The 25,068-nt window shown below is 67.1% G+C and carries 17 protein-coding genes; 10 read left to right on the top strand and 7 right to left on the bottom strand.

Annotation, left to right across the window (positions count from 1 at the left end; all coding sequences use genetic code 11):
• Window positions 1-154 precede the first annotated feature (154 nt).
• The gene (locus ABD231_RS13000) at window positions 155-1,363 is read left to right on the top strand and encodes an MFS transporter (RefSeq protein ID WP_344149894.1); all 1,209 of its coding nucleotides are present in this window, start codon (window positions 155-157) and stop codon (window positions 1,361-1,363) included.
• Window positions 1,364-1,424: 61 nt separating this feature from the next.
• A complete protein-coding gene (locus tag ABD231_RS12995; protein ID WP_344149892.1) occupies window positions 1,425-4,046 on the top strand; it encodes a GH116 family glycosyl-hydrolase in 2,622 nt (873 codons plus the stop codon).
• A 5-nt stretch (window positions 4,047-4,051) separates the two neighbouring features.
• Here the strand turns inward: ABD231_RS12995 and ABD231_RS12990 are convergent, their stop codons facing one another.
• Window positions 4,052-5,920: an FtsX-like permease family protein gene (locus ABD231_RS12990; protein WP_344149891.1), complete on the bottom strand. Its 1,869-nt coding sequence runs from the start codon at window positions 5,918-5,920 to the stop codon at window positions 4,052-4,054.
• Between the two features lie 70 nt (window positions 5,921-5,990).
• A complete protein-coding gene (locus ABD231_RS12985; RefSeq protein WP_344149890.1) occupies window positions 5,991-6,533 on the bottom strand; it encodes a TetR/AcrR family transcriptional regulator in 543 nt (180 codons plus the stop codon).
• Window positions 6,534-6,585: 52 nt separating this feature from the next.
• On the opposite strand from ABD231_RS12985, the gene ABD231_RS12980 reads away from it, so the two are divergent.
• Complete coding sequence (locus tag ABD231_RS12980) at window positions 6,586-9,243, top strand: bifunctional FO biosynthesis protein CofGH (protein WP_425554176.1); 2,658 nt, start codon at window positions 6,586-6,588, stop codon at window positions 9,241-9,243.
• A gap of 33 nt (window positions 9,244-9,276) precedes the next feature.
• On the opposite strand, the gene ABD231_RS12975 is transcribed toward ABD231_RS12980, so the two are convergent.
• From ABD231_RS12975 to ABD231_RS12965, 3 genes are all read right to left on the bottom strand, one after another.
• Window positions 9,277-12,537, bottom strand: coding sequence for a phosphodiester glycosidase family protein (locus ABD231_RS12975; RefSeq protein ID WP_344149886.1), 3,261 nt, complete (start codon window positions 12,535-12,537; stop codon window positions 9,277-9,279).
• A 464-nt stretch (window positions 12,538-13,001) separates the two neighbouring features.
• Window positions 13,002-13,622 carry a hypothetical protein gene (locus ABD231_RS12970; protein WP_344149884.1) on the bottom strand — a complete coding sequence of 207 codons (621 nt, stop codon included), beginning with the start codon at window positions 13,620-13,622 and terminating at the stop codon, window positions 13,002-13,004.
• On the bottom strand, window positions 13,615-15,537 hold the full coding sequence (locus tag ABD231_RS12965) for an acyl-CoA dehydrogenase family protein (RefSeq protein ID WP_344149882.1): 1,923 nt from the start codon (window positions 15,535-15,537) through the stop codon (window positions 13,615-13,617). The genes ABD231_RS12970 and ABD231_RS12965 overlap by 8 nt, the downstream gene beginning before the upstream one ends.
• A gap of 108 nt (window positions 15,538-15,645) precedes the next feature.
• Here ABD231_RS12965 and ABD231_RS12960 point away from each other — a divergent pair, with 108 nt between their 5' ends.
• From ABD231_RS12960 to ABD231_RS12940, 5 genes are all read left to right on the top strand, one after another.
• Window positions 15,646-16,041, top strand: coding sequence for a TOBE domain-containing protein (locus tag ABD231_RS12960; protein WP_344149880.1), 396 nt, complete (start codon window positions 15,646-15,648; stop codon window positions 16,039-16,041).
• The gene (gene modA, locus ABD231_RS12955; RefSeq protein WP_344149878.1) at window positions 16,041-16,820 is read left to right on the top strand and encodes a molybdate ABC transporter substrate-binding protein; all 780 of its coding nucleotides are present in this window, start codon (window positions 16,041-16,043) and stop codon (window positions 16,818-16,820) included. Before ABD231_RS12960 ends, modA begins: the two co-directional genes overlap by 1 nt.
• A gap of 38 nt (window positions 16,821-16,858) precedes the next feature.
• A complete protein-coding gene (gene modB, locus ABD231_RS12950) occupies window positions 16,859-17,623 on the top strand; it encodes a molybdate ABC transporter permease subunit (protein WP_425554174.1) in 765 nt (254 codons plus the stop codon).
• Complete coding sequence (locus tag ABD231_RS12945) at window positions 17,620-18,681, top strand: ABC transporter ATP-binding protein (RefSeq protein ID WP_344149877.1); 1,062 nt, start codon at window positions 17,620-17,622, stop codon at window positions 18,679-18,681. The genes modB and ABD231_RS12945 overlap by 4 nt, the downstream gene beginning before the upstream one ends.
• Before the next feature lie 218 nt (window positions 18,682-18,899).
• The gene (locus tag ABD231_RS12940; RefSeq protein WP_344149876.1) at window positions 18,900-19,388 is read left to right on the top strand and encodes a hypothetical protein; all 489 of its coding nucleotides are present in this window, start codon (window positions 18,900-18,902) and stop codon (window positions 19,386-19,388) included.
• Window positions 19,389-19,393: 5 nt separating this feature from the next.
• Here the strand turns inward: ABD231_RS12940 and ABD231_RS12935 are convergent, their stop codons facing one another.
• Together ABD231_RS12935 and ABD231_RS12930 are read right to left on the bottom strand one after the other, a co-directional pair.
• Window positions 19,394-20,353 carry a VOC family protein gene (locus ABD231_RS12935; RefSeq protein ID WP_344149874.1) on the bottom strand — a complete coding sequence of 320 codons (960 nt, stop codon included), beginning with the start codon at window positions 20,351-20,353 and terminating at the stop codon, window positions 19,394-19,396.
• Window positions 20,354-20,358: 5 nt separating this feature from the next.
• Window positions 20,359-21,060 carry a TetR/AcrR family transcriptional regulator gene (locus tag ABD231_RS12930; RefSeq protein WP_344149872.1) on the bottom strand — a complete coding sequence of 234 codons (702 nt, stop codon included), beginning with the start codon at window positions 21,058-21,060 and terminating at the stop codon, window positions 20,359-20,361.
• A 162-nt stretch (window positions 21,061-21,222) separates the two neighbouring features.
• Between ABD231_RS12930 and ABD231_RS12925 the strand changes: the two genes are divergently transcribed.
• Together ABD231_RS12925 and ABD231_RS12920 are read left to right on the top strand one after the other, a co-directional pair.
• Window positions 21,223-22,248, top strand: a complete 1,026-nt coding sequence (locus ABD231_RS12925) for a hypothetical protein (protein ID WP_344149870.1) — start codon at window positions 21,223-21,225, stop codon at window positions 22,246-22,248.
• A 73-nt stretch (window positions 22,249-22,321) separates the two neighbouring features.
• Window positions 22,322-24,853 (top strand): glycoside hydrolase family 20 zincin-like fold domain-containing protein, encoded by a 2,532-nt coding sequence (locus ABD231_RS12920; protein ID WP_344149868.1) that lies wholly within the window; start codon window positions 22,322-22,324, stop codon window positions 24,851-24,853.
• Window positions 24,854-25,068 lie beyond the last annotated feature (215 nt).

The raw sequence follows: 25,068 nt of genomic DNA, 5'->3' as shown, positions 1-25,068 counted from the left end.
GTGTTCAGGTGCGTGCATCGGTGTGCTTGAGGAGCATCCTCGATGCGGATCCATCGTGGATGTTCCTCAAGTGCGCCGAGGTGCGTGCCTGGGCGCCGCAAGCGCCAAAGGATCTTCCCCTCAGGACGCTGTAAGTTCTGGAGGATGCTCCCCAGTGAGCTCGTTCTTGAAGCAACCCAAGTCCGTCTGGGCCGTCGCGTTCGCCTGCGTGATCGCGTTCATGGGCATCGGCCTCGTGGACCCGATCCTCAAGCCGATCGCCGAACAACTGCACGCCAGCCCGTCGCAGGTGTCGCTGCTGTTCACCAGCTACATGGCGGTCATCGGTATCGCGATGCTGATCACCGGCGCGGTCTCCAGCCGGATCGGCGCGAAGCGCACTCTGCTGATCGGTCTCGCGATCATCGTGGTGTTCAGCGCGCTGGCAGGTCTGTCCAACTCGATCGGCATGATCGTGGCCTTCCGGGCGGGCTGGGGTCTCGGCAACGCGCTGTTCATCGCGACAGCCTTGGCCACCATCGTGAATTCCGCAGCAGGTTCGGTCGCCGAAGCGATCATCCTGTACGAGGCCGCGCTCGGCGTCGGAATCGCAGCCGGTCCGCTGGTCGGCGGTGAGCTCGGCACGATCTCGTGGCGAGGCCCGTTCTTCGGTGTCGCCGTACTGATGACGATCGCCTTGGCCGCAACCGCCTTCCTGCTGCCGTCCACGCCACCCGAAGCCCGCCGTACGTCGATCCTCGAACCCCTGAAGGCGTTGCGCCACCGCTCCCTCGCGACCGTCGCCGTCACCGCATTGCTCTACAACTTCGGCTTCTTCACGCTGCTCGCGTTCACCCCGTTCCCGCTCGCGATGTCCGCGCGGCAGATCGGCCTGATCTTCTTCGGCTGGGGTATCGGGCTCGCGGTCACCTCGGTATTCGTGGCGCCGCGGTTGCAGCGCTGGTTCGGCACGCTGCCGGTGGTGATGACGTCGCTACTGCTGTTCGGCGCCGACCTCGCCATGATGGGCATCTTCGCCCACCACAAGGCAGTCCTGGCGATCGGCGTGATCGTCGCCGGCCTCTTCCTCGGCGTGAACAACACCCTGATCACCGAGGCCGTGATGGGCGCCGCGCCGGTCGAGCGCGGTACGGCGTCCGCGGCGTACTCGTTCGTCCGCTTCTCCGGCGGCGCCGTCGCCCCCTGGCTGGCCGGCAAACTCGGCGAAGAGGTCAACATCCAACTCCCCTTCTACGTCGGCGCCTTCGCCGTCATCCTCGCGGTCGCCGTCCTAGCCACCGGCTGGAAGCCCCTCGCCCACCTCCGCATCCCCGCCCCCCACTCCGAACCCGAAGCCGAAGCCCTAACCGCCGCCGACGCCTAGCCCACCTTGAAGCGCGGAAGTCGATTTCCGGGGTCGGTGATCGCGGTTAGGGTCGGTGGGTATGACGACGACAGCGTGGCCCTTGCTTCGTACGTACACCGGACATCAACTGCGGCGGATCGCCTTACCGCTCGGCGGAATCGGCACCGGCACGGTCAGCTTCGGCGGCCGCGGCAACCTCCGTGACTGGGAGATCGTGAACCGCCCGGCAAAGGGATTCCACCCCGGTACGGCGTTCTTCGCCATCCGCACCGAGTCGCCCGACGGCACCGTCACCACCCGAGCCGCCGAAGGCCCACTCGACCTCAGCGAATACGAAGGCGCCCACGGCAGCCCCGCCCAAAGCCACGGCCTCCCCCGCTTCCGCGAAGCCACCTTTGGTACGGCGTACCCGTTCGCGCGACTGTCCTTGCGCGACAACGACGTGCCGGTGGAAGTCGCCGTCGAAGCATTCACCCCGTTCGTCCCCACGGATGTCGAAGCCAGCTCCTGGCCGATCGCCGTACTCCGCTTCGTAGTCACCAACCCAACCGATCAGCCCCTCGAAGTGTCCCTGGCCGGCTCGTTGCAGAACTTCATCGGCCGCGACGGCACCACCGACGTTGCCAAAGGCAACTACAACACCACCGCAACCGGCAGCATGGGATCGGGCGGCGGCCTCCTCCCCAAGCGCCAAGCGGATGGAACGATCTCCGAAGGAGGTGCCGACGGCGAGTTGCAGGAGACGCGTGCCGACGGGGTGCTTCTCCAGAGCCGCGGCGTCTCCCCCGATGCCGAGCAGTTCGGGTCGATTGCGCTTGCGGTGCTCGACGGGCGGGACGTGACCCGTCGTACTGGGTGGGCGGATCGGACGTGGGGGGACAGCTTGCTCGACTTCTGGGACGACTTCAGCGCGGACGGCCGGCTCGACGAGCGCAGCAGCGAGTCCGCAACCCCGGTCGCCTCGGTGGCAGATCGTCGTACCGTCGCCGCTGGCGCGACCGAGCGCTTCACCTTCCTGCTCGGCTGGCACTTCCCGAACCGCCGCGCCTGGGAGAAGCCCGACCTCGTCGGCAACTACTACACGACCCTCGCCGACGACGCCTGGACCACGGTCTGCCGATTCGCCTCCCAGCTCGAAACGCTGGAACGCCGTACCGTCGCCTTCGTCTCGGACTTCCTCGCCAGCGACCTCCCCGACCAGGTGAAAGAGGCCGCGCTCTTCAACCTCAGCACCCTGCGCACCCAAACCGTCTTCCGCACGCCGGACGGCCGGTTCTTCGGCTGGGAGGGCTGTTCGGATCACGTCGGCAGCTGCTTCGGAAGCTGCACCCACGTGTGGAACTACGAACAAGCGACGCCGTACTTGTTCGGCGAGATCGCCCGCTCCCTGCGCGAAGTCGAGTTCGCCCACGCCACCGACGACCAGGGCCTGATGAGCTTCCGCGTCGGCCTCCCGTTGGAGACCAGCGCACAGGACTGGCGAGTTGCCGCGGCAGACGGTCAGCTCGGTTGCCTCGTGAAGCTGTACCGCGACTGGCGACTCAGCGGTGACGACCAACTACTCGACAACCTCTGGCCGGCCGCCCGCCGCACCCTGGAGTTCTGCTGGATCAAGGGCGGCTGGGACGCCGATCGCGACGGCGTGATGGAGGGTTGCCAGCACAACACCATGGACGTCGAGTACTACGGTCCCAACCCGCAAATGCAGTCGTGGTACCTAGCGGCACTCCGCGCATCCGAGGAGATGGCCCGCCACCAAGGCGACGACAAGCTCGCCGACGAGTGCCGCCGCCTCTTCGACCACGGCAGCACCTGGATGGACGAGCACCTGTTCAACGGCGAGTACTACCGCCACGACATTCGCCCACAAGCCCTAGCCGACATCGCCCCCGGCCTCCGCGAATCCATGGGCGCCGACGACCCGACCAACCCCGTCCTCCAACTCGGCGATGGTTGCCTCATCGACCAATTGGCCGGCCAACACCTCGCCCGCATCGCCGGTTTCGACTCACTCCTCGACCCCGATCGCGTGCGAACCACCTTGACCAGCATCCTCCGCCACAACCGGCTCGAAGGTTTCCACGGTCACTTCAACCACATGCGCAGCTACGTGCTCGGCGACGAAACCGCCGTACTGATGTGCACCTATCCGCGCGGCAACCGTCCCGAGCGCCCGTTCCCCTACTTCAGCGAAGTGATGACCGGCTTCGAGCACATCCTCGCCGTCGGCCTCATCCAGGAAGGCCTGATCGACGAGGGTCTCCAGGTGATCACCGACATCCGCGCCCGGTACGACGGCGAACGCCGCAATCCGTACGACGAGGCCGAGTGCGGTCATCACTACGCCCGCGCAATGGCGAGCTGGGGCGCGGTCGTCGCCCTCACCGGCTTCGACTACGACGGCCGCACCGGCGCCATGCGCTTCGGCACCCCCGGCACCCACTTCTGGTCAACCGGCAACGCCTTTCGGCACCCTCGACGCCGACGGCCTGCACGTCCGCGAAGGCACCCTCTTCCTCACCTCCCTCAGCCTCCCCGGCGAACCCCCAATCACCATCACAGCCGACACCCTCACCGCCGGCCAATCCCTCCCCTTCACCTGACCTGCCGAAGAACAGGACGTATACCTCTACTTGGCAGCCCGATCACGCTCAACCTGGTCCGCCTCGGGCGCCGCATCGGGGACACCTCCTGTCCTTAGGAGGATTACTCGCGGGCGGCGAGCAGGGCGATCGGGCGGCGCCTGGTCGCCTGATGGGCGGTGAGCGCGGCGGCGCCGCCGACCACGACGAGCGCAGCCCCGAGCAGCAGACCCAGCAACCGCCACGGGATCGCGACCGCGGCGAGGCCATACGGACCGGCCGCGATCCCCGCCAGCGCCGCCGCGGCAACGACCGCTCCCAGCAGTACCCCAACGACCACGACCGTCGCCGACTCGACCACCGCGACCGCCACCACCTGCCCGCGTGTCAACCCGGCCATCCGCCCGAGGGCGAACTCGCGGCGCCGGTCCGCGGTCGACATCACCACGGCGTTGACGACAGCGACGGCGGTGAAGATCCCGGCCAGCCCCATCAGCGCAGCGAACAGGCCGGTGTTGTTGCGTTGTTGCGCATCACCTCGCGCCTTCGCCCATTCGCCAACCGTCTGAATCGAACCCGGCAGCCCCGCCGCAACAGTCTTCGGGTCGATGCCTGGAGCAACCTTCACCAGCGTCTCGGTGCGACCACCGGCCGGTAGCAAGGCCAACGGCAGGAAGAAGTTCTCGCTGACATCAAGCGTCTCCGGCATGATCGCGACCACCTTGACCGCGACCTTCTTCTTGCCCATAGCAACGGTCAGCGTCGACCCGAGTTTGAACCCCTCAGCCGCCATCCCCGGCCCGATCGCGATCGTCCGCCCGGACAGCTTGTCGAGCGATCCCTTCCGCGGCCGCAACGCGTGTGTCTGCTGATACGCCACCGGATCGATCCCCACCGCCTCGGAATACACCGTGTTCTTCCCCCGCGAAACCACCACCGGTACGGCGGTCTGTCGCGAGACGACCGCGATCCCGGGGCCGGCCGGTACCGCGCGGTCGACGACCAAGTCGGCAGTGATCAACCGCTGCTGCTCAACCCCGACCGCCTTGGCCTGCGAACCGAACGTTCCCCACAGACCGACGACCAGCCCGACCAGGACGATCAGCGGTGCCGCAGTCGCCGCACTCCGCCGTACGGCGTGGAGAACGCCAGCCCGAGCAAGGTCCGCGATCAGGTGACCGCGGAGGACCGCGGCCGGCAGCCGACCGGCCCACGGTACGACGATCGGGCTGAGCTGGCTGAGCGCGACCGAACCGCTGACCAGCACCATCAGTCCGATCAGCAGACCGGCCACCAGATCCCGGGCGGCCTGAGCGGTGATCACCATGGCAACGGTTACCGCGGCAGCCGACAGTCCCCAGAACCACCGCCAGCCGGTCATCACCCGTTGCGAAGAACGGCTCTCGGCCAGGGCCTCCAGTGCATTGACCCGAGACGCCCGCCACGCAGCCGCGAGTACGCCGGTGAGCGCCGTACCGACGCCAACGATCACCGCAGACCACATGGCACCTTGACTCCACGGCGCAGCGAACCACTCCGGCAGCATGCCGAGCTTGATCATCAACGCCGACTGAGCCCACGTAGCAAGCAGTCCGACCGGCACACCGATCGCCGACCCAAGCAGACCGAGGAATGCGGCCTCACAGACCAGCATCAGGCACAGATAGCCCCGCTGCGCGCCGACCAGTCGCAGGAGGCCGAGTTCGCGCCGCCGCTGCACCACGGTGAACCCAAACGTCGTACTGACGATGAACACCGTCAGAAACACCGCAAGCATCACCGACATCCCCAGTAGCGTTCCGGCGCCCACATACCCCTCACGGATCTGGGCGCGCTCGTACGCCGACAGTCCGGCCGGCAGCGCGGGTCGGCCGGTGGCGGCCAGCATCTGGAGACCTGACTGGACCAGTCCGACGCCGAGAGCCACCGCAACGACCGCTCCGGCGAACAACTGCCACCTGTCCCGCACAGCACCAACCGACAACCTAAGCATGCCCTCAACCCAACAGGGGCACGGGTTTGATCGCTCTGGCCCGCGCAACCCAGTCGGGGTAGCTCACGCGCTACCGCAGTACGTCGAGCAGTGCCGCAATGTCAGCGCGGTCGACCTCGCGCGCCCCGATCAGGCACTGCATCAGGAGACCGTCGAGAGCGGCGACCAGGAGCTGCGCCCTCCGCGGATCCGCCGTGAAGGTCCGGGCGATATCGGTCATCGGCTCCAGCCAGGCGGCTGCGGCAGACCGCAGTTCCGGGCGACGAGCGGCGTACAGGTAGAGCTCGTAGAGCGCGAGCGTGCGGCCGCGTCGCCGTACCAGGTTGTGTTCGATGAGCCGGGCGAGCTCGTCAGTCGGCCGTGGGCCGAGTTCACTGCCCCAGCCGTGCAGTTCGGTGGCCAGGTCGTCGGCCGCCCAGGTCAGTGCCGCGACGAGCAGATCGTCGAGGGTCGCGAAGTGATAGGTGATCGACGCGACCGAGACATCGGCCTTCGCGGCGACCGCACGATGACTCACACCTGCGACTCCGTCGCATCGGATCACCTCGACGACGGCCTGCAGAAGCTCGTTCCGCCGCAGCTCACCGCGCTTGCGGCGGCCGTCGGGAGTCATAGTCGGCAAACTATCAGGACACCTGTACGGATTGTTTTTGGCCGCCGGAATCATGGGATCGGGCGCATTTCCGCCCCTAGGCTTTGGTGACGTGACAACCAACGAGCTGAGTACGGCGATGCGCCGAGCGCTGAAGCGGGCCGATGACGGCAAGACCCTCGACCCGGCCGAGGTGGAGGTGCTGCTGACCGCCTCGGGGACCGCGCTGACCGCCCTGATGGCGACCGCGGCCCGAGTCCGCGACCAGGGGCTGGCCGACGCCGGCCGGCCCGGGATCATCACGTACTCGAAGAAGGTCTTCATCCCGCTGACGCGGTTGTGTCAGGACCGCTGCCACTACTGCACGTTCGCGACCACGCCCGGTCGGGTGCATGCGCCGTACCTGTCCCCTGACGAGGTGCTGGAGATCGCGCGCCAGGGTGCGGCGTTGGGGTGCAAGGAGGCGCTGTTCACGCTCGGCGATGCGCCGGAGAAGCGGTGGGACGCGGCGCGGGTGTGGCTGGAGGAGGCCGGGTACGACAGCACGCTGGACTATGTCCGGGCGATGTCGATCCGGGTACTCGAGGAGACCGGTCTGCTGCCGCACCTGAACCCGGGCGTGATGTCCTGGCAGGACCTGCAGCGACTGAAGCCGGTCGCGCCGAGCATGGGCATGATGCTCGAGACCACGTCGCGCCGGTTGTTCGAGGAGAAGGGTCAGCCGCACTACGGTTCGCCCGACAAGGACCCGGCGATCCGGCTGCGGGTGCTCGAGGATGCGGGGCGATCGAATGTTCCGTTCACGACCGGTCTGCTGATCGGTATCGGCGAGAATCTGACCGAACGATCAGAATCGATCTTCGCGCTGCGGAAGATCGCGCGGCAGTACAACGGCATCCAGGAAGTGATCATCCAGGGGTTCCGCGTGAAGCCGGACACCGCGATGCGCAACGACGCCGACGTACCGCTGGACGAGTGGCTGGCCGCGATCGCGGCCACGCGGATCGTGCTCGGCCCGCGGGTGCGCGTCCAAGCCCCGCCGAACCTGGTCGACCTCGCCGAGTGCCGCGCGCTCCTGGATGCAGGTGTCGACGACTTCGGCGGCGTCTCCCCGCTGACCCCCGACCACGTGAACCCCGAGCGCCCCTGGCCCCAGATCGACGACCTCGCCAAGGTCACCGCCGACGCCGGCTTCGTACTGCGTGAGCGTCTGACCGCGCACCCCGAATACCTCCGCGAGCCCTGGCTCGACCCGCGCCTCATCTCCCACGTCGAGGCCCTGATCGACCCCGAAACCGGGCTCGCCAACGAGGACGCCAAGCCGGTCGGCCTCCCTTGGCAAGAACCCGACGGCGGCTGGGACAGCGTCGGCCGCACCGACCTGCACACCGCCATCGACACCGAAGGCCGCCGTACCGAAACCCGCTCCGACTTCGACGCCGCCTACGGCGACTGGGACGTAATCCGCGAAGATGTCGCCGCCCGCCGAGCTGCAGGGACCTCCCTCCCGCTCACCGCAGGCCGCGACGCCGCAGCCTCAGCCACCGAGTCGGGCTCGGGCGACGCCTCCCCTCCCCCTCACCACAGTTCTGCTCCGATCCGCATCGACGCGGATGTCAAGGCGGCTCTTGCCGCGGCTGCGGACAACCCCGCCGGGCTGTCCGACGCTCAAGCCCTCACGCTGATGACCGTCACCGGGCCTGCCCTCGACCACCTTGCGAAGATTGCGGACGATCTGCGCAAGGAGGTTGTCGGGGACGACGTCACCTACGTCGTGAACCGGAACATCAACTTCACCAACGTCTGCTACACCGGCTGCCGGTTCTGCGCGTTCGCCCAGCGCCGTACCGACGCCGACGCGTACTCACTCTCGATGGACGAAGTGGCCCAGCGCGCCGAAGAAGCCTGGGTGATCGGCGCCAGCGAGGTCTGCATGCAGGGCGGCATCCACCCCGACCTGCCCGGTACGGCGTACGCGGATCTCGTCCGAGCCATCAAGGACCGCGTCCCGCAGATGCACGTCCACGCGTACTCGCCGATGGAGATCGTCAACGGATCGGTCCGCACCGGCTTGTCGATCGAGGAGTTCCTGATCTCGGTCAAGGATGCCGGCCTGGACAGCATCCCCGGCACCGCCGCCGAGATCCTCGACGACGACGTCCGCTGGATCCTGACCAAGGGGAAGTTGCCGACGGCAAGCTGGATCGAGGTCATCAGCACCGCCCACAAGGTCGGCCTGCCGTCGAGCTCGACGATGATGTACGGCCACGTCGACGAACCCCGGCACTGGGTCCAGCACCTGCGCACGATCGCCGAGGTCCAGGACCAGACCGGCGGATTCACCGAGTTCGTACTGCTCCCGTTCATCCACCAGAACTCGCCGATCTACCTGGCCGGCGTCGCCCGCCCGGGCCCGACGTACGACGAGAACCGCGCCGTCCACGCGATGTCGCGGATCATGCTGCACGGCCGGATCGACAACATCCAGTGCTCCTGGGTCAAACTCGGTGTCGACGGCTGCGTCGCCGTACTCAACGGTGGTGTCAACGACATCGGCGGGACCTTGATGGAGGAGACCATCAGCCGCATGGCCGGCTCCAAGCACGGCTCCCGCAAGTCCATCGAAGAACTCACCGCGATGGCGACGGCTGCCGGACGACCCGCCCGGCAGCGCACCACGACGTACGGCGAAGTCCCCGTCCGCTCCAACACCCTCCTAGAACTCGCCTAACGTCTGGGCCACGTACGCCGTTCCTTTCGGACGCTAGCGGGTGATGGTGAGCGTGGCCGTTCGGCGGATGCCGTTGACCTCGACGGTCACCGTTGCCGCACCTTGGTTGAGTGCGGTGACGGTGCCGTCGCGGTACCGCAGGTTCCGACTGGTCGACCAGTCGACGCTGACCGGATACCCAACCGGTACGGCGCGTCCGGCCTGAGTCAGCGTGGCTTTCACCGGCACGGACTCGCCTCGCCGGATCGTGCTCGGCACGTCCAGTGTCAACTCGTCCACATGCGGACGAATCTGCGCGGACAGCCAATCCTTCCCGCGCCGATCCACCCCGAACATCGTCCAGCCGGTGAACCCGCCGTCCCCCGGATCGGTGGCCGGCGCCTTCCCCGAGTTCCCGTTGATCAGGTATGGCACGCCATCCACGTGAGCCGCGCTGAACGTCCCGACATGACCGCCGACGAACGCCGCGCCCTTCCCGGTCGAGTGCTGGAAGTCGGCCAACCACTTCTCCAGCAGCGCAGCCTCGTGCCGATCACCCAGCTGACTGTTCCGCGCCGGCGTCGGATCCCGCGGCGGATGATGCTCGATCACCACCACCGAACCGATCTTTCGATCCCGCGCCGCGTCGTCCAAAGCCCCACGCAGCATGGCGATCTGGTCGAATCCACCACCGCGCAACGTCCCCGACGACGAGTCGAGCGTGATGAACCGCGTCCCGCGATGATCGAAGACGCGATGCGTCGCGCCGAAGTACTTCTCGAAGTTCGTGATCGCCGCACCCATCACTTCGTGATTCCCGGGCACGTAGTAGTACGGGACCGACGTACCGATCTCCTCGTCCAGCACCCGCTTGGCCAGCTGGAAGTCCGCCTCGGTCGCCTCGTCCACGAAGTCACCGGCGATCACGAAGAAGTCCGGTTTGGCGGCTTTGATCTCGCGCAGAGTACGGCGGGCTGCCTGCACCAGCGGTGAATCCGGATCGCGCGCCACGAACTGCGCATCCGACATCACCGCGAACCGCCAGTCCCGCCCGTCGACCGCTCGCGCGGTCTGGATCAGCGGATCGACCACCTTCGCCGGGGTGGGCGCGGTCACCGCCGGGGCCGCCTTCACATAGGCGTTGTCGATCACGACCTCACCTTGGTACTGCGCGGTCGCCTTCGTCTCCAGCGTGTAGATCCGGCGCAATCGCACCGGCTGCGGAAGCCCTTCTGGCACAGGGAGTTCGACCGTCTGCCACCCGTTCCAGGTGACATACGGCCCGTAGACCGCGGTCAGCTTCCCAGTCGCGTCGACGAGACCGAACGCGGTCCACTCCCCCTTCCCATGCCCGAACATCGACACCCCGAAAGCACGCGCTTGCTCAGTACCACCAAGCGGCGTCGGCGAGATCGCGTACGCATTCCGAGTCAGCGCGGACTGCCCAAAGTCATAACTCAACTTGAGCCCCGCCCCGTCCTGCCCCCCAGGCGTCTTGCTCACCGACACCGTCGCCCGCGCCGACCCCGAAGTCCACTTCTCGGCGGCATCGAACGTCTCGATGATCCGCTTCTCCACCCCCACCGACACCGCAATCGCAGCCTCCGCCGACCCGATCCGCGCCGACACCACGCCCGCCCCAGACTCCTTCTTCGGCGTAACCCCGAACCGCCCATCCGCAGTAGGAGTGATCGCCAGCAAACTCGCGTCGTACTTCAGCTCAACATCCCGCGGTTCCACCGGAGCCGAGTTGCCAAGAGCATCGAACCCAACCAGCCCAAAGCTGCCGCTCCCCGTCAGATTCAACGTCCCACTAGTAGCCGCAAGCCGAACGAGAGGCCCCAAAACCTCCAACTCCGCCCGGCCCACACCAACCGCCGCCTGGTTGTCGGACGCGGCCGCGACGCCCACCCCCGTCCCCACTCCGATCGCGGTGGCGCGGATCACCGCCCGGCCAGGCGCGCGTGCGGTGAATACCCCGTCCCGAACCGTCCCGTGCGAGCCCGACCAGACCACGTGCGGCTTTTGCTTCACCGGGCCGAAAACCTCGTCGTACGGCGTCGCCGTCAGCGTCCGCGTGGTTCCGACGAACACGCGGTCCGGCCGACCGCCTGGTACGGGGGCATCACCGGGAGCCGTGCGACCGTCGGCCGCGGTCTCGACCCAGGCGCCGTGTACCCGCCCGCTCCCCTTCGGCCCCATCACCGCAAGCCCATTCGGAACCGGACGGATCGACCCGTCCCCAGGCACGTTGTCCACCTGAACCCGCGCATCCCCCGGCCGCCGCGACACCAGCGTCGACGAACCACCGCCATCCAGCTCAACACCGACGTACGCGCCGCGAGCCGCAAGGATCCTGCCCATCTCGGCCAACGTCGCGCCCCGACTGTGGGTAACCCGGTTGCTGTCGATGGTGACGACGACCATCTTCTTCCCGTCAGCCGAGAACCCGAGCCCGGTACGACCGGCGTACACGGTGTCGTCGACAGGCTGAGGCTTCCCCTGGTCGACCAGCAGAGCATGCGCGCCGACGGCGGTCCAGACCGTACTGCCGTCAGACGCGCGCGGCGTAAAGGACACCGGCACCTTGTCGCCAACCTTCAGCGCACCAAGCTCGTCCGCACCAGCCTCGCGACCGACCAGAATCGTCGTACCAGCGGGAATCTCACCAGCACCCGCGACCGGGTTGATCGCACTCACGGTGTCACCCGTGATCACCACCTCAACCACCTTGGTCGCGCCCGCCTGAGCCCGCGAGTAGCTCCCCCACAACGCGGTGAACGCACCGATCTCGTCCTTGCCAATAACCGGGCTGTTCAGCCGATCGAGCCGGAACGGCCCCGCCGTACCCTCAAACAGCACCTCAAGAACCCGCCCAACCCCACGCGGATCAAACGCGACCGCACGATACGGATCCTCCGACTGCGACTTCACCAACTTGCCATCAGCAACCACCGGCCCCAGCGGGGCACCCGAGTTGTTGATGTCAAAGAAGTCCGCGTTAACCGCCGCGACCGCGCCCATCTCATTGGCCTGCTGATCGATCGGCTTGGTCGAACTGACCTTCCCCGCCGACAGATAGTCGATCCGAGCCCCCTTGGTCAGATCGACAGTCAAGGTGTTGCCCTGCTGCCACCCGCGCGCGTCAAACGTCTCCAGCGCCCCAGCCGTCACCCCAGGCGCAACCGGCCGACTCCGCTCATACGTCTGCACCCCACCAACAGCCGCCTGCTCAACAGGCCGAGCACTCGCCACCACCCCCGGCCCAACCAGACCGGCCGCCAGCACAACCCCCACCACCGACAAGGCACGCACAAGACCTCCACCGTCAACGATTGACGAACCAAGTCAACCGCCCCGGCAGATGTTCACGCCAGACCTATCACGGTGAACGAACACCGAATAAGAAACGCCGGTCGCGCCGGGTGTCGGTCGCCACCTCACTGGCGACCGGCACCGCTGATGGCGCGACCGGCGTCCTGCTGTTGCCCCGAGAGGGCAGTCGGCCCGAAGGAGGGCGGAGCCGTCGTCTCATTCCGTAACCGGCAGGGGAGGTACATTTCCGGTCGCGGACGGGAGTACATCGGCTTTCCGCCTGGAGCCTGTGTCGGCGACCCGTCCGTCGCTGACAACAGAACGTTGTCATGGGGCCACAAGAACCGGCTACTGCTCGGTTCAAACATTTGCATTGCCTTTGAACAAGGCAACGCTGAGTGTTTTTCCAACTACGCTCCGTCTATATGTTGCCTTCCGCAACAACAAGACGCGCTGAGTCGGGGTCAGTACGGGTAGGTGTCGTCGCGCCGGGTCGGGTCGAGGTCCCAGAGGGAGAACTCGACGATCTTGTGCGACTCCTCGCCGCCGGCCGGGGTGAGACCGGCCTGGTCGTAGTCCTTGGAGCCGAGTCCGTCGAGGTAGCAGAGCAGCTCGAAGGCCGACTGGGCGTCCTCGATGTCGTCCGCGACCTCGTCGTTCTGGGCTTCGCTGTCCGCGCGGTCGCGGACATAGCGCACGAACGCCTCCGGGTCCGTCACCACGAAGTCGTAGCGGGCCTGGTAGCTGAGCCGGACGCCGTCCTCCGGCAACAGCACCTCCTCGAGCTCGTCCAGGTCGTCGCCCGCGACGATCTCCCGATAGTCGTCGGGGTCGTCGAAGTCGTCCGGTCCGAGCGGCAGGTCGTCCAGCTCGTCGGGGTCGTAGGAGTCGATCCCGAGGAAGATGTCACCCCAACCGCGTTCGTTGACGGCCTCGGCCAGCACCCTGGCCTGAACGCGTACGTTCTCGATCGCTGTGGTGGCCCGCAGGTCGTGCAGGTCGAGGGCATCGGCCTGCTCCAGCAGCACCCGGGCGAGTTCGCGGGCGGCCTCGGCAGCCGACGCGGGTTCGATCGACTCACTCATGCTGTGACGGTACAACCATCGGCACCTCGACCGCCGCGCCCGGTACGCCGAACGCCTCCACGAGCTCGACCGCGACCGGCCGGACGACGCCGCACAACTCGTTCACCAGGGCGGTGATCGCCTTGGAACGAGCCGGTGACAACCGTCCGTGCTCGAGGTACCACGCACGCTCGGCCTCGATGGTTGACAAGGCATGCAGGTCGTAGACGTCCTTCAATACCTCCTGGATCTCCTCCGGCGCTCCCTGCACCGCCGCCTGGAAGGCCTCCAGCACGACCCGGTCCACATGCGCCCGGCCGGCCGCGATGACGTGGTCCTGGCAGCGGTTGAACACGTCGAACGCCTCGTCCCCGGCGTCGATCCCAGCCTTCAACCGGCGCGCAACCCCGGACAGCATGTGCTGCTCCCGGAACCGCAGCAGCCCCGAGTGGTACGCGTCGTCGCGCAGCCCGGCGTCCGGATCACTCGGATCGTTCCGGTTCGGTACGACGTCGCGCAGCCGATCGATGAGTGGTCGCAGCGCGGCCTTCTCGACCGCTATCTCGACCGCCTGAGCCGCGATGAAGCGCGCGGTCCCGAGCGGATCGAGCTTCCCGAACGACTCCCGGTAGTCGGTCAGCAGGCCCTTCGCGACCAACTGCAGCAGGACGGTGTTGTCCCCCTCGAAGGTGGTGAACACATCGGTGTCCGCCTTCAGCGTCGCCAGCCGGTTCTCCGCGAGGTAGCCCGCACCACCGCATGCCTCCCGACACATCTGGATCGTCTCGGTCGCGTGCCACGTCCCGAGCGCCTTCGTCCCGGCGGCCTGCGCCTCCAGCGCCCGACGATCGTGCTCACTACTCCCGTCACCGAACACCCGGACGAACTCGTCAACCAACTCACCCTGGGCGAAGTGCAGCGCATACGTCCTCGCGAGCAACGGCAGCAGCCGGCGCTGATGCATGCGGTAGTCGAGCAGCAGCGTCTCCTCATTGCTCCCCGGCGCCCCGAACTGCCGCCGCTGTGCGGCATACCGTACGGCGATCTCGAGCGCGACCTTGCTCGCGGTGATCGCGGCACCGCCGACCGACACCCGGCCTTGGACCAACGTGCCGAGCATCGTGAAGAACCGGCGGTCCGGATTCTCGATCTCACTGTGGTAGTTGCCATCGGCATCGACCTGGGCATAGCGGTCCAGCAGCGCCGCGCGTGGGACCCGGACGTTGTCGAAGACGATCCGCCCGTTGTCGACACCGTTCAGCCCCAGCTTCGGTCCGCAGTCCGACAGCGTCACGCCAGGCAGCGCCGTACCGTCTTCATCGCGGATGGGCACCAGCAGACAGTGCACGCCATGGGTCTCGCCACCGACCACGAGTTGAGCGAACACGGCCGCCATCCGCCCGTGCCGAGCCGCGTTGCCGATGTAGTCCTTGCGAGCGGCCGCCGACGGTGTGTTGATGACGAACTCGCCGGTCGCAGCGTCGTACGTCGCCGTGGTGCCGAGCGCCTGGACATTCGAGCCGTGCCCGGTCTCGGTCATCGCGAAGCAACCGAGCAGGCGGCCGCCGATTGCGTCGGCGAGATAGGCCTCGTGGTGCCGCTCAGTGCCGAGATGCAGGATCGCGCCCGCGAACAGACCGAACTGCACACCGGCCTTCACCATCAGCGACAGATCCCCGAACGCGAGGGTCTCGAAGCCGGCGATATACCCGCCGAGATCGCCCTCGCCGCCGTACTCCTTGGGGAAGCCGCGGGCCGGATGGCCCTGCGCAGTGATCGTCTGCAGCATCTCCAGCACGGTCTCGCGATACTCGTCGCGCGGCTGCCGCACGGCGAACTCGAACAGCTCCGCGTTCGCCGCCAGGCCGGCGCGCACGACGTCGCGGGCCGCCTTGTGCGGCCCGTCCAGGTAGTCCCGCATCCCCGATGTCCTCATACCAACAACATATGCGGATTCGTGCCCACTTTCGGTGACCAATTACGACTTGTGGACAACTCTGAGATCGAAGCTTCGGGGCGCAGTTGCGGCAGTATGCTGTCTACCGTGCCGAATTTGCGGATCAGTGAGGCAGCAGCGCTGCTCGGTGTGAGTGACGACACCGTTCGCCGCTGGATCGATCAGGGCCGATTGCCCTCGGTTCAGGACGGCGGCCGGATGGCCGTCGACGGGCGGGCGCTGGCTGCGTTCGCCCAGGAATTGGCCGATACCCCGGAGCCGGGCAACACCACCGCGGCCTCGGCTCGCAATCGCATGCGCGGGATCGTCACCCGCGTCGTCAAGGACGGTGTGATGGCTCAGGTCGAGATGCAGGCAGGCCCGTTCCGCGTCGTGTCGCTGATGAGCCGCGAGGCCGCCGACGAGCTCGGCCTGGAACCAGGTGTGGTCGCCGTCGCCTCGATCAAGTCCACCCACGTCGTCGTCGAGATCCCGGAGGTCTGATGTTCCGCCGTACCACCTTCGCCGCGCTGACCGCCGTCGCCGCCCTGACTTTGGTCAGCTGCGGCACCGACCAGCCGGCCGCCTCATCGCCGTCCAGCCCTGGTACGGCGGCAGTCTCCGGGACCGTCGCCGTATTCGCGGCGGCGTCGTTGACCGGGACGTTCACCCAGCTGGGCAAGGATTTCGAGGCTGCGCACCCGGGCGTCAAGGTGGTTTTCAACTTCGCCGGCAGTTCGGCTCTGGCCCAGCAGATCAACCAGGGCGCACCGGCTGACGTTTTCGCGTCCGCAGCGCCGAAGAACATGGACCAGGTGACCGACAAGGGCACAGCGACGACATTCGTGACGAATGCGTTGGAGATCGCCGTACCGAAGGGCAACCCGGGCAAGATCACCGGACTGAAAGACTTCACCGACAAGAACAAGAAGATCGCGCTGTGCGCCGCACAGGTGCCGTGCGGTGCGGTCGCGGACAAGGTGTTCAAGGCGGTAGGACTGACACCGCAGCCGGACAGCCTGGAGCAGGACGTGAAGGCCGCACTGACCAAGGTCAGCCTGGGTGAGGTCGACGCGGCACTCGTCTACAAGACGGATGTGCTCGCGGCCAAGGACAAGGTGGACGGTATCGAGTTCCCTGAGGCGAGCAAGGCGATCAACGAGTACCCGATCGCCACCTTGCGCAAGGCACCGAACGCGGTCGGCGCCAAGGCGTTCGTGGACTACGTCCTGTCCGACAAGGGCAAGGCTGTCCTCTCGGCCGCAGGTTTCGGCGCACCGTGAGTCGCCGCAGCAGGAGCACGAGTGGGCGACTGCCTCTTGTGCTCTTGCTGCCTGCGCTGATCGGTCTGGCGTTTCTGCTGATCCCACTGATCGGATTGCTCGCCCGAGCGCCATGGTCGACGTTGCCGAGTCGATTGTTCAGTGAAGACGTGTGGATGGCACTACGGCTCTCTTTAGTCTGTGCGACCGCGGCTACCGTGCTGTGTTTGTTGCAGGGGATCCCACTGGCTTGGCTGCTGGCCCGAGGTGACCTCCCTGGCCGCGGTCTCATCAGGGCGCTGGTCACCGTCCCGCTGGTGTTGCCGCCGGTCGTTGGTGGCGTTGCGTTGCTGCTGGTCCTCGGCCGACGCGGACTGGTCGGTGAGCACCTCGATACCTGGTTCGGGTTCTCCTTGCCGTTCACAACGGCCGGAGTGATCGTTGCGGAGGCCTTTGTCGCCATGCCGTTCCTGGTGATCTCGGTCGAGGGCGCACTGCGGGCCGCAGACCCGCGCTACGAAGAGGCGGCCGCCACACTCGGCGCAGGTCGCTGGCTGACGTTCCGCCGGGTCACACTGCCTTCCATTGCGCCGGGAGTCGTGGCCGGAACCGTACTGTGCTGGGCCCGCGCGTTAGGCGAGTTCGGAGCCACCATCACCTTTGCCGGCAACTTCCCGGGCCGTACGACGACTATGCCGCTGGCTGTCTATTTGGCTTTGGAGACTGATCCGGATGCGGCCGTCGTACTGAGCCTGGTCTTGTTGCTGGTGTCCGTTGTCGTCCTGGCGTCTCTTCGCGAGCGCTGGATCAGCGGGCTGCGATGACCCTGTACGCCGACCTCCGCGTGGCCCGCGGTTCCTTCGACCTCGAAGTGGACCTCGCGATCGCTCCCGGCGAAGTCGTTGCACTGCTCGGCCCGAACGGCGCCGGCAAGAGCACCGCACTGCGCACCATCGCCGGACTGCTCCCGCTAGACACCGGACGCATCGCCCTGGACGACGAGACCTGGGACGTACCACCCCGCACGTTCCTCGCACCGGAGCACCGTCCCATCGGCGTCGTCTTCCAGGACTACCTCCTCTTCAACCACCTCTCCTGCCTGGAGAACGTAGCCTTCGGCCTCCGCGCCCGCGGCGTAGACAAACACACAGCCCGAACCGAAGCCGCCCGTTGGCTGGAGACCGTCGGCCTCACCTCCTACGCCCGCACCCGCCCCCGCGCACTCTCCGGCGGCCAAGCCCAACGAGTAGCCCTAGCACGAGCCCTGGCCACCAGCCCCGACGTACTACTCCTGGACGAGCCGCTTGCTGCTTTGGACGCCGGCACAACCCTCCACGTCCGCGCCGAACTCGGCCAGCACCTGACCCGCTTCCCCGGCCGCACCCTCCTGGTCACCCACGACCCCCTCGACGCCATGGTCCTCGCAGACCGCCTAGTCATCATCGAGAACGGCCGAGTAGTCCAGTCCGGCACCCCCACCGACATAGCCCGCCACCCCCGCACCGACTACGTAGCCCAACTAGTAGGCCTGAACCTCTACCGAGGCACCGCCAACGGCACCACAGTCACCCTCCCAACCGGCGGCACCATCACCCTCGCCGAACCAGCCCAAGGCCCAGTCCACGTAGCCTTCCCACCCACCGCCGTAAGCCTCTACCCCACACCCCCCACCGGCAGCCCCCGCAACACCTGGCCGGCCACAGTCACCTCCCTGGAACAACACGCCCACACAGTCCGCATAACCCTCGACGCCACCCCCACCGGCCCCCCAACCCTCCTGGCCGACATAACCCCCGCCGCCCTCGCCGACCTCCACCCCACCCCCGGCCACCCCCTACACGCCACCCTAAAAGCCACCGAAGTAACCACCTACCCGGTGTGATCCCCCCGCTCCAGGTCTCGTAGCCGGGGAAGGCTCCCGCACGTGCGGCATCCCCCGACCGACAGGACGTATCCGTCTGCGCATACCGCCCAGTCCGCTCAACCGTGGACCCGATGACCGTGGTTGGGCATATACGTCCTGTTCTTCGGAGGATCGGGGCGTTGCCACAAGCTGCAAGTTGCTTGCTCGTCGGCGTTTGCGCATGGGTGGATACCGGGGTGAAGCGTCTTGGGGTGGCGGTTGTTGTGGTGGGGCTGGTGGCTGGGTGTTCGGGGGTGGGCGAGGGGCCGTTGGGGCAGGGGGACGGTGGGGTGTCGATGTGTATGCCGCTGACCAAGGGGCAGCCCGACGTGACGTTCGGACCTGATGTGTTGCGGAACAGGGGGCATGAAGAGGCGACCGTTACCGGGGTTTCGGTGGTTGATGCGGTGGGGTTGCGGGTGGTGGATGCGTTGATCGTTCCGGTCGGCCTTGGCGACTCGCTGGTCGGGCTGAAGCGTGGATGGGCGCCGCGGGGACAGCCGGCTGTCGGGTACGCGGTGGCTGCCGACGGCAAGGCGCACAACCTGGTGCTCCACCTGGTCAGGGACGACGAACTGGCGGAGGAAACGGGGTTGCGGGGTGTGCGGGTGGACTACGCCGTGGGTGAACGGTCCTATCGGATGGTGTTCACCACGAGACTGACGCTGACCTCCACTCGGTGCTGAAGGCCTCAGCTGAAGATGATGGCAGCGCCGAGGGCCTCGTCGGCTGGTACGACGAGCTTTCCGGTGCGGGTCCGGTGATACGACACACCTGCGGCCTTCAGGTGGTCGGCTGTTCGGGTGATGTCCTGGACGGCGATCTGGTACGCGACGAAGGCAGGCAAGGCCGGCGGTCGCAGCCCGGGAATCAGATCGGACACGGCGGAGTCCGCAACCACAGTGACCGATGCGTCGCCGAGGTCGAAGGTCGCCGTGCGGCCGGTGCGGTCGGCAGCGCGACCGAGATAGATCTCGTAGCGCTTGACGGTCGCACCCCAGGTGTCGTCCGGCACACACAGCACGCCTCCGATCAGGTCGATCGCACTGTTGGCGTGCATTACCCGGTGGGGGTCGACGGCGGAGTTCTGGGCGATGCCGAGCCTGCCTTCCGGTAGCCGGCCGGGTGCCGCACCCGGCTCGTCGCTGTTGACTTCGAGGAAGCGGGTGGCAGCCATGCGGGTGCCTTCGGCGGTGTGTACCGGGCGTTGAATGGAATGCACGCCGCCATGGTCGACATCTGCGGCTCGCAGCCGGGTTGTGGCCCGGTCGATGTCCGGCGAGTCGAAGATGAGGATGTGCATCCCCGGGAACCGGTCCAGGCAGTCGCTCAGGTTCGCCGCAGTAGTGCGAACGGCGGTCAGCAGGCCGGGCAGTTTGTCGTCGGGCACGCTGAGCGGCAGCAGTTCGGCCTCGGCCGGAAGCGACTCGTCAGCTCTGACGATCGTTACCAGCTCGACGAAGTTGCGCCGCAGGTAGATGTGAGCGTTCGCCGCGCCGACCGGCCGGGGAGGCGCCCCCGGAGCGGAGGGCAATACCGGATAGGTCGGTGCAGACACGGTGAATCCGAGCCGCCGGTAGGTCTCGACCGCCGAACTCATATCGGCCGCGACCAGGCCTACGTGGTGCAGGCCGGTGATGTCGTTCTCCACCGCGATCACTCCTGTTCTCCGCCGTAGGCGGCACGGCGGTAGTCGTTGGCGTGCTGATCGAAGACAGCAATCACCGCCGGTGCAGCGGCAGCCAGGCGCGCCGACGACGGTGGCCTGCCTGGTTCGAACGCATGGCGCAGGGTGTCGGCCAACTGATCGGCCTTGCCGGGCAGGCTCAGCGCGTCCTCGGCGGGAAGAAAGACCTCGATCCCGAAGAACCCGTACACGACCGCGGGCAGGGCGTAGTCGAGATCCTCGGGCCGCAGACCCGAACGCAGCAGGCCGTGCTCGGCGAGAACGCTCAGGTAGTCACGGGAGGCCACCAGCTTGGCGCTCTGCAGCGGACGGCGGGCCGGGCTGGACAGGAACCGGTCCAGCACCTCGGCATCCCGGGTGAAGATCGCGCGGAGCACCGGCCGCGACATCGCCTCCAGGAAGAACCTCCGCAGGTACCGGTGCAGGGCGATCTCCTGCGGATCCTCGCGCATCGCGGTGGCCACGGCGGCGACCATCGCGGCCGCCTCCCGCGCGCCGACCGCGAAGAACACCTGCTCGCGGCTGCGCCAATGGAGATAGACAGTGCCCTTGCCGACGCCGGCATGCCGGGCGATCTCGTCGACGGTCACCCGGCGGTACCCCCACCGCAGCAGCAACTCCTTCGCCGCGTCGAGGATCCGGTCGGCCCGCTCGGCCTGGTCCGCCCCCATCGATCCACCCCCTGATGACTGATGACCATAATAGCATTCTGGTCATCAGTCACAAGATCCTTCCTTTGCGTGGTGGTCGAAGGGATTGCGGTGTAGGCCGGAAAGCGGTCGGCTAGGGGTCTGACTAGTTGATCGGGAGGGGCTGTGCGGAGGACTGCGTTGGTGGGACTGGTTGCAGTTGGGGTCTTGATGGGGCCGGTGGGGGTGGCCTCGGCGGCGGGGGTGCCGGTTTGTACGGCGTCGGTGTTGGCACTGCCGGCGGGTACGCCGGTGGGGGCTCAGAGTGATGTGACCAAGGCCGATGATTCGGGGCGGTTTGTGGTGGGCCGGGTGTGGTCGGGGGACGACATGCGGCCGGTGTTGTGGACGGACGGCGTACCGCGGGTGCTGGATGATGCGCCGGGGGTTGGGCCTGGCGTGGTCGACGTGAACAGCAGCGGGGTGGTGATCGGGTCCAGTACGGCGAAGGACGGTACGACGTTGCCGTGGGTGTTCGCGGACGGGACGTACCGGGTGCTGGAGGTTCCGGACTACATGAACGGCACGACCGGGGTGGCGGCGATCAACAACCGGGGCGACATCGTGGGGTCGGGGATGAGCAACTTCACTGAGGATCTGGCGTCGTTGGTGTGGCCGGGTGGTGGGAAGCCGCGGGTGCTGTTGACGCCGGAGGGGCAGCTGTCCAGTGCGACGGATATCAACGACGACGGAGTGGTGGTCGGTTGGAGTCTGATCGAGGAAGGCGGTCGGGAGCGCGAGATCAGCTTGCGCTGGAAGGCCTGGGACCAGCCCGGTGAGTACGTGTACGCCCGGAACAAGAACCGGGGCGTCGTCTCGGAGATCCGGGGCAACTTCAGTGGTGGGTCGGAGATCTTCGTCGACACCGGGACGTTCGCCGGCCTGGTGTGGGACGACCTGCACGGCAAGTTCTATCCGCTTCCGACCACGCCGGAGTCGATCAACGACAGTGGTGACGCTGTCACGATCGACGAGCAGGACGGTAGTCAGGTGGTGGTTGCGGTGAACGGTACGACGCGGTGGAAGTTCCCGCAGCGCACGCGGATCGCCACGCTGCCGGACCGCAGCCCGGTCACCGGACCGGAGCCCGATGCGGTGGGGACCATCGGTGCCGTCGGCAACAACCAGGCCGTCCTCTGGCACGGCTGCAGCGACGCCATCATCCACTGACTCCCAGCTACCGCCGTATTCGACGGAGGTCGAAGGGGCTGCGGGCGGGTCGGCAGCGGCCGGATACTGCAGCATGTCCGCGTCTCTGCGCAGCGTCGTAGCACTCCTCATTCTCCTGACCGCACTGGTCGCACCTGGCAGTACGCCGGCAACCGCAGCCGCACCCCTGCCCTCAGTACTGCCGGCTGTGGAGTCCTGGCAACCGGCAGCAAGTGGCGAGTTCCAGTGGCGTCCAGAGTCGCGTCTGGTGGTGGCGAGCGCCGAGCTGCGAGCCGATGCCGACACGTTCGCCGATGACCTGTCCTACTTATTCGGTACGGCGCCTGTGGTGGCGGACGGTCCGAGCGCTGCGGGCGACGTCGTACTGCGACTCGACCCGAACGCTACCGGGGATGAGGCGTACCGCGTCGATCTCGGGGAGACGGCGACTGTCACCGCCAAGACCGCGGTCGGGGTCTACTGGGGCACTCGGACTGTGCTGCAGCTCCTCAAGCAGAAGCCGACCCTGCCGGCCGGTGTGATCACCGACTCGCCGCGGTACCCCTCCCGTGGTGTGCTGCTGAGTGTGGCGCGGATGCCGGTGTCGTGGCTGGACAACATCCTTCGCGACATGAGCTATCTGAAGCTGAACGAGCTGACGCTGAACAGCTTCAACATGACCGACGCCGACATCAGTGCGGTCAACCAGCTCGCCCAGCGGCGACACGTCAAGCTGATCGGCTGGGTGAACGCTCCGAAGTTCGGCACCGGCTACATCCCGCCGCACTACCGGCTGGTCGACGCGGCCGGCGAGACCGACAAGATCAACCTCGACGTGACGAATGCGGCCGGAGTGTCGTGGGCGAACGCGGAGGTGGAGCGCCTCGCCCGCCGTTTCCCGTCCGACGCGTTCAACATCGGCGGTGACGAGTGGCCGCGGTTCAACCTGCGGGCCGACAAGGTGACGGTGAACGACTACCCCGATCTCTACCGGCGGGCCATGGCGACCTACAACGAGACCGGTGCCGTCCAGGACGCATTCCGGGCGTACATGAACAAGACGAACGGTGTGGTCCGCAGTCTCGGCAAGACGACCCGCATGTGGACGGACGACATCACACCGGCCACCAAGGTCCGGCTGGACAGCAACCTCGTGCTGATGCACTGGATCAACTACGGCCTCACCCCGACGCAGCTGGCCGCCAACGGCAACTCACTGATCAACTCCAACCTCAGCTACCTGTACTTCGACCTCGCCACCGACGACAATCCGCCGGAGCGGACCTGGAACGACTTCGACGCCGGAACCTTCCATGGCGGCCTCAAGCTGCCAGGTGGCGCAGCTGACCCACACCTGGCCGGTCTGCAGTTCTGCGTCTGGACCGCAGGTGCGGTGTACGACGCCGGTCGGCTGGAACGCGACCTGAGCCCCAGACTGCGACCGCTCGCCCAGAAGGCCTGGGGCACCACACCCGTGGCCACCAAGTACGTCGATGCGCTGCCGGCCATCAACGCGGCGGGGCGTGCACCCGGCATCCTCGACACGCCTCGGTTCGGCGATGTCGGGCTCGGCGCCAACCCCAGTGGGCCGGCAGTCCGGTACCAGCAGTCGCAGCAACTCTTCACCACCTCGCCTACCGGCGCTCTGCGGCATTCCTTCTGGTCTGCCGCGCAAGGGCAGGTCGGTGAGGACCTGCTGCCGGCCAATTCGATCACCGGCCGCCCACTCGCGTACGCCAACCCGGACAATCGCCTGAGCGCATTCACTCGCACAACCACGGGCACTGTCCGCGAGACGTCGTACGTGAGCGGCAGCGGCTGGAAGACGGCGGACTGGTCCGCCGCAGCAGCAGGCAACGGCTTTGGCACCTTCAACTTCGGCGGCGACCTGGCCGGCTTCCCCTACGGCGCCGAGCGGCACGTGTTCGGAGCCGACACCGATGGCAACCTCAGCCACCTCTGGTACTCGCCGGGCGACGCCAAGATCCACGGCGACCGTTGGGGCAAGATCACCGGTCCGCCGGTCGCCTTCGCTTGGGGGCGGACGCAGGTCGTCTACGCCCGCGGTGCCAATGGCAACCTGCAACGCTGGTGGTGGCAACCGACCGACGCGAAGAACGTCCAGCGCGCCGATCTCGGGATTCCTGTCGCTGCGAACACCAAGATCGGCGGCTGGACCACCTCGGGCACCCGCAAGGACACCCAGGGCCGCGCGGTCCTGACGGCCCGGCAGAACCTGGTCATCGTGGACCCTGATGGCCGGATCCGGCTGTGGACTCTCGACCTCGACGGTGACCGGCCGACCACTCGCGACTTGACCACCGAAACCGGTGCAATCGCCACTGGCGGACCGTCCGGCTTCGCGGATGCCGCAGGCAACCCGGTGATCTTCGTACGGCGCTCCTCCGACCAGCACCTGCTGCGGATCCGCGTGCCGAGCACCGGCGCCGCCGTACTGAAGGATCTGACCGCTGTCACGCCGGGCACGCAGGTCGCGCCGACCGGCGATCCGGACGGGCTCCGGTTCGACGCCGAACTCCATGCGTTCGCCCCCGGCGGCGGTCTGCCGAGGCACCACTGGTGGTCGTCGCCGGCCGACACTCCCCAGCAGGACAACTGGAACTGAGACCTGACACGAACGCATGAACCAGGGGACACGAAGGATGCCGAGGGAAGTTACGCCTCGTGACCTCACTGCCACGAATTGACATCTTGTAACAGGCCGATTCACGCTCAGAACGCACGGACTGGTAACAAAGAGTGTTTACTTACCCACTCGTAGTGTGTGGATTCTTCACATCAGAGTGATGACATCGTGCACTACGCCACCCCCTCTCACGC

The sequence above is a fragment of the Kribbella yunnanensis genome, assembly GCF_039529655.1.
In the GTDB taxonomy this organism is placed as follows: Bacteria; Actinomycetota; Actinomycetes; order Propionibacteriales; family Kribbellaceae; genus Kribbella; species Kribbella yunnanensis.
Note: the sequence above shows the minus strand (reverse complement) of the source record. Positions and strands in the feature narration are given on the sequence as shown.